General features: G+C 35.0%; 5 protein-coding genes. All 5 read left to right on the forward strand.

The window, feature by feature from the left end:
- On the forward strand, window positions 1-240 hold a 240-nt coding region (locus tag H140_RS16585; protein ID WP_019674112.1), incomplete at its 5' end, for a transposase.
- 716 nt (window positions 241-956) lie between these two features.
- On the forward strand, window positions 957-3,092 hold the full coding sequence (locus tag H140_RS0113405; protein ID WP_019674155.1) for a helicase HerA domain-containing protein: 2,136 nt from the start codon (window positions 957-959) through the stop codon (window positions 3,090-3,092).
- 9 nt (window positions 3,093-3,101) lie between these two features.
- Window positions 3,102-4,481: a DNA double-strand break repair nuclease NurA gene (locus tag H140_RS0113410; RefSeq protein ID WP_019674156.1), complete on the forward strand. Its 1,380-nt coding sequence runs from the start codon at window positions 3,102-3,104 to the stop codon at window positions 4,479-4,481.
- Window positions 4,471-5,598, forward strand: a complete 1,128-nt coding sequence (locus H140_RS0113415) for a DNA methyltransferase (RefSeq protein ID WP_019674157.1) — start codon at window positions 4,471-4,473, stop codon at window positions 5,596-5,598. Before H140_RS0113410 ends, H140_RS0113415 begins: the two co-directional genes overlap by 11 nt.
- A 263-nt stretch (window positions 5,599-5,861) precedes the next feature.
- Window positions 5,862-6,076, forward strand: a 215-nt coding sequence (locus H140_RS14790) for a helix-turn-helix domain-containing protein (protein WP_019674158.1), incomplete at its 3' end; no start/stop codon positions are given.

Genomic DNA, 6,076 nt, shown 5'->3' on the forward strand with positions numbered 1-6,076 from the left:
CTATGGCATCAACCAAGTTTAAACCTACATAATGTGACGATGCTTAAATTACCCCCTTATTCACCTGAGTTAAATCCATCTGAACAGGTGTGGTCGTATTTGAAACAACATTGGTTATCCAATAGGTGTTTTGATGGTTATGAGGCTATTGTTAATGCTGCTTGCAAGGCTTGGAATAGACTTTGTTCCAAGCCCGAGCTCATTCAGTCTATAACTTCTCGTGATTGGATTGGTTTATAGGTTTATTTATGGAATTGGTATAAGATAGTGCGCAGATAAAGTCATACCGAAAAATGAGAAAGCCCATCGGTTAGATAAAAAAACTGCTCGAATGACTACAATTGAACAAATAAACATAAAAATCATAGTCAAAGTATTGATATAAAATATAAACTCAACTTCATAGTTAATCAAATAACTATACTTTTCAAACTCATCATTCTTTGACAAATAAAGCTCCAAAATAGCTCATTAATTTATATTTAATGCGCTAATAGATATTTTAAACCTAAAACCCAATCGTCATTTGCCAATAAATCAACACCGCACTCATGCTAAAAAATGAGCCTATAGTCGAGATAATAACAATCGCTGACATACGATTAACCAGCCCATAATGCTGACCTATGATGGCAATGGTCGATTGGGACTGACCTCTGCATAAGTCTTACCCTCAGGTACAGGTGACTTTACGCTACGCCTTATAGGTATTGCTTAACAATTTTATAAGGCGAAGCGCTGTGTGCATAAAACGACTAAACGACACTATATGTCGTGTAAATTCATTGTTGACTAACATATATTCAATTAATAATGTATATTAGGAGATGATGCAATCACCCCCCCTTTTAACAAGGGTATAAAAGAAAAGAATAGTCAAGATTTTTATAACGCTATGCTTAAAATCATCTTATCTACCCCTAAATTTAGCATAATAATAAAGTCAGGTATTAAATATGGATATAGAAACTGGTCTTAAAGAGAGCTTTAGTTCTAATCGTGCAGATGAAGTAAAAAACTTATTTGGAAGTCTAATCCAACCTACACAATATGTGGGTGATTTATATTCTATCAATTATGAAACTGCAAAGGTCATAGTTACAGACTTTGAAAGAAAAAAGGTTGGTGGTATACCTAGCCTTAGCTTCTTAATTGCAACTCGCATCAACCCTAAAGCAGATGATATTGATTTCAAAGCTGAGGACTCGTCTTTTATTTTACTTAGAGTAATGGATTCTGCCCCCCTACCTCAAGATAATGAGGCAGAGAGAATACGAGTTCAAACTGCTCAACGAGTAAGTGGAGAGGAAATACACTGGGATGAACAGGGAGTAATGGACGCTAAAACACGTAACTACCTAAGCTATGCTGGTATTTCTTGCCGAATTATTGGTACATTCTATTTTGATGAGAGCTCAAGTGAGCCAGAGTCTCCATTACAGTTAAAATTTGGTAGTGATATATCTAATTTCTATCCTAACAGAGGGTTGAAGGTTTACAAACCAAATGCACAAGCTTTAGAAAAAATTGTCAATTATGCTGACCCTACTACCCTAAAATCACATTATGAAAAATATCATAACTCAGAAAAAGTTAAGTTAGGTCATGTTAGGTACGCCTCTACTAATCGTAAGTACCAGCAGGTAGACGACGTCCCCGTTTATGTTTATCCCGCCGACTTATTATCACAAAAATCAGCTTTATTTGGTATGACAAGAACAGGTAAATCTAATACAACAAAAATTATAGCCAAGTCTGTATATGAGCTACGTACACCTTATAATTCTAAAGATAAACCTTTAAGAATAGGTCAAATTATTTTCGACCCGAATGGTGAATACGCTAATGAGAACGTTCAAGATAATAACTCCGCCCTAAAGAATATTTGGAAGCATAACTCTCATGTAACAGAGAGGGACAATGAAGTTGTAACGTATGGTATACATAAGCATGTCAATGATCCTGAAAGAAAATTAATGTTACTAAATTTTTATTTAGACGATAATTTGCAAATTGGTAAAGAAATTATCGACTCTTCATTTAACAAAGGAGAAAGTAAATTCATTGAGTCTTTTAAACAGGTTGTTTTTAACAAGCCAGTCGAAAGTGATGCAAGCGCTACCACAAGATATAACCGTAGAGTTTTAGCTTATAGATCACTTTTAGCAAAGGCTGGGTTCTCTATCCCTTCTAATTTTACGGGTAACACTAACAAGCTCTTCAAAGCAGAGTTATTTAGTGGTAGACCTAAGGCTAGGAATGAAGATGAACGTTTTAATGGGATGATGAATGTTACATCCGATCCAGATAATTCAGCAAAGTATTTATCTGCAGCTAAAATCTTCCAAAAAGACAATCCCACTTTTACAGAGTTAGCTACTGCATTTTCAACGCTTTATGATTTCATGAAAACTGATGAATATCTTGCTTTTGATAGATGGTATGTAGATCAAAGCTCATCTGGAGAGAAATGGGCAGATGATGATTTAAATAAGATTCTAGAGATGATATGGAGGACAAATGGATCGAAACAAATAGCTGCCGTAAGAGACCAACATTCCTCTGTTACTGAAAGTGACTATGCTGATGACATATATGAAGACCTTAAAAAAGGTAAGTTGGTTATAATTGATCAATCTAGTGGAGAACCAGACCTTAACAAATCTTCAGCTGAACGCATTATGTGGCATATTTTCAGAGAAAATCAAAAATCGTTTAGGAACGGGGAGACTCCTCCTGAAATATTGGTTTACGTAGAAGAGGCACATAATATATTGCCTGCAGGTAGCGATTTAGATTTATCCGATGTATGGGTACGTACAGCCAAAGAAGGTTCTAAATACAGATTAGGTATGGTTTATGCCACTCAAGAAGTAAGTAGTATTCAAAAAAACATACTAAAAAATACAGCAAACTGGTTTATCAGTCATCTTAATAATACCGACGAGACTAAAGAGCTGTGTAAATATTATGACTTCAAAGATTTTGAACCCTCTATAAGAAGAGCTCAAGATAAGGGTTTTCTAAGAGTTAAAACGCTTAGTAACTTATTTGTCATACCAGTTCAAGTCGATTTGTTCAAAGTTAATTAAGGATTAGAAATGAGTTTCGAAGGTGAATTTGCAAGCTATGAGCCACTTAGAAGACTAAGGGACTCAGAAAAAGTTAAAAACCTTGAAAAGCGTTTTAGAGTTAGAAAACGTAATCCAGAGGAAGATGATTTTGATTTAGACCTTGTTACAATTGATGATGTCGTTAAGTCAGAGCTTACACCTGACTTAGTTTTAGCTATTGATGGTAGCTACATGGTAGCACCAGCAGAAAACGGATTTCCAGGTGCAGAATTTGGTTATGTAACCGTCTCATCAGTATTAATAGATTTAAAAAAAGTTAAAGAACTAGAAAGCCAAGATTTTATAGACCCTAGAGAGTTTAGGAAAACAGAAAAGACCTCCACAATTGATAGTGTTTTTCCAGGATGTAATATTATTATTGATAATGAGAAAGACGCTAAGTCATCCATGAGGAAAGCTTTACTTGAAGAACTGCGCAGTAATAAGATATTTGAGAATGGCGAAACACTATTAGATACATATAAATATCTCTTGAATATTAAGAGGGAGAAATTTAAAGATAGAAACCCTCCTAAATCACCTATTGAAGATTTTAGTCATATGCCTATGCAATATAGTGAATCTGGTGAAGAAGTATTCATTTGTCGTGATTCAGGTGAAACGCTCTATTGTACCGATGCTTTAAGACTGCATGAACTAATGAATCCTTCAGGTACTAATGGAGAAATGTATGGTCAAATTATGTCTACCCTTGAAAAACTGTGGCTAGTTCATATCTTAAGAGGCTTTGAATTAAATGGCTGGCTATCTAGTCTCAGACGCGTGGCTTTCATCATGGACGGTCCTTTAGCTGTATTCAGTACTTCATCATGGTTAACAAAGGTAATTAGCTATGAATTAGGTAGAATTAACGAAAAGCAGAATAAAATAAATGGCTCTGACTTACTAATTGTAGGGATTGAAAAATCAGGTACATTTTTTAACCATTTCGAGCAATTAGATACTTCATCAGAGGGTTCAACAGGTAATTTTCCATTACAATCTGCACTTTTACTAGATGATACTTATATTAAGAAAAATATTATTTTTTCAGAGAGTAAAAAACCTTATGGGAAAGATACTTATTTTGGTAGAAAATTTTTTTATAAGACAAAGTCAGGACAACGATTAGTCGCTGTTGCAGCCAGTTATAACGCTCAACAAAGTGATATTCGTACTGCTGCTATCAATCAGTTCCCTCGCTTAGGAGATACTATGAATCTACTTAATGACTTAGTATCTAGTCGGTACCCTAATTCAGTTTCTCCACTCATATCTGCACATGCCGAAGCATCAATACCTATGAGTATAGGTGCTCGAATATTTGAAGATATAGCTAGAGAAATCAGAGACCGTGATGACGAATAGAATTGAACAAATCACTAAAGGTTATAAAACAGCTGAATCAAGATGGGCAAGATTCGGACCATATTATGCTATGTTTCCTGTAGAGTTCGCCTTTGATGTAGTTAATAGATATACAAAAGAAGGGGATTACATTTTAGATCCATTTGCGGGTAGATTTTCTAGTATATATGCAGCAAGCACTTTAGGTAGACATGGATTGGGTATTGAAATCAGTCCTGTAGGTTGGTTATATGGCAAAGTAAAACTATCTCCAGCTAACAAAGAGGATGTTATTGATAGACTTTATGAAATATATAGAAAAAGAAATTACTATAATAGATATATAGATAAAATGCCCGAATTTTATAGACTTTGCTATTGCGATGACGTTTTAAAGTTTTTATTATTCGCTAGAAACAACCTTGATTGGCAAAAATGCGATGTAGATGCAACTTTAATGTCTATAATATTAGTTTATTTGCATGCAAAAATAGGAGAAGGTCTTTCCAACCAAATGCGCATGACTAAGTCTATGGGTATGCAATACTCTATAGATTGGTGGAAAAAAAATGGCTTTAAAACTCCTCCTAAAGTAAATCCATTGAACTTATTATTATCGAAAATTGATTGGAGATATAAAAAAGGTTATCCAAAATTAACTTCTAGTGAAGTTATTTATGCTGATAGTACTATTGAGTTAGAGAACAGAGTTCAAGACAGTATAAAATATAAAGAGAAGTACTCTCTTTTACTTACATCCCCTCCATATTGCGGCATTACTGACTATCATGCTGACCAATGGTTAAGGCTTTGGATGTTAGGTGATGATGAATGGCCTCGTTCAACTGGCGATATACATAAAGGTCGTTTTGTAGATAAGGAAAAATACTATAATTTATTGGATTCCGTTTTTTCAAATAGCTCTAAATTAATGAAAGAGCATAGCACTATCTATGTTCGAACTGATAAAAGAGACTTTACTTATTCGTCGACCTTAGAGATTTTAAAAAGGCACTTTCCTAATCATTTTTTAGAAATAGTAGATAAACCTCTAACTATTGATTCCAAAACTCAGACTAAGCTGTATGGAGATAAAACACTTAAACCAGGCGAGGTGGATATTATATTGACGCGATGAACTTATTATTACTATTACAACCTCCGCTGTAGGAGCTATTTAGCCCCTGAGAGCCGTTAAAAAACTGCACTGCAATTTTTGGCTCGCAAGAGAAAATGCCTTAAAGGGCATTTTCTGAGTGGATATACTGCATGACAAAGCGACTCAGCATCGCAAGCTTATGCCTCGTCTTGGCTTGCAGATAGTAGCGAAAAGCGGGATTAAGTAATCGAACAGAAATACATTATAATAGCAATTTTCCATAACAGACATAAAAAGCCATCATGAAGATAAGACAAATAGAACTAACCGATGCCGAGCGTAAAGCACTAGACCACGGGTATAAACACGGAAAAACAGCCAGTTATCGAAAACGTTGTCACATTATACTGCTAAAAAGTGATGGCAGAATAGCCAAAGACATCGCACAAATAACCGACACCAACATTCAAAGCGTATACAATTGGCTCAACCGTTATGACGCCGAAGGCATACAAGG

Origin of the sequence: Psychrobacter lutiphocae DSM 21542, from assembly GCF_000382145.1 — a bacterium.
Classification (GTDB): Bacteria; Pseudomonadota; Gammaproteobacteria; order Pseudomonadales; family Moraxellaceae; genus Psychrobacter; species Psychrobacter lutiphocae.

Bases quoted from the DNA above. Each gene is read 5' to 3' on its own strand.
- H140_RS0113410 (WP_019674156.1), top strand. From the start codon at position 3,102: ATGAGTTTCGAAGGTGAATTTGCAAGCTATGAGCCACTTAGAAGACTA.
- H140_RS0113415 (WP_019674157.1), top strand. From the start codon at position 4,471: ATGACGAATAGAATTGAACAAATCACTAAAGGTTATAAAACAGCTGAA.
- H140_RS0113405 (WP_019674155.1), top strand. From the start codon at position 957: ATGGATATAGAAACTGGTCTTAAAGAGAGCTTTAGTTCTAATCGTGCA.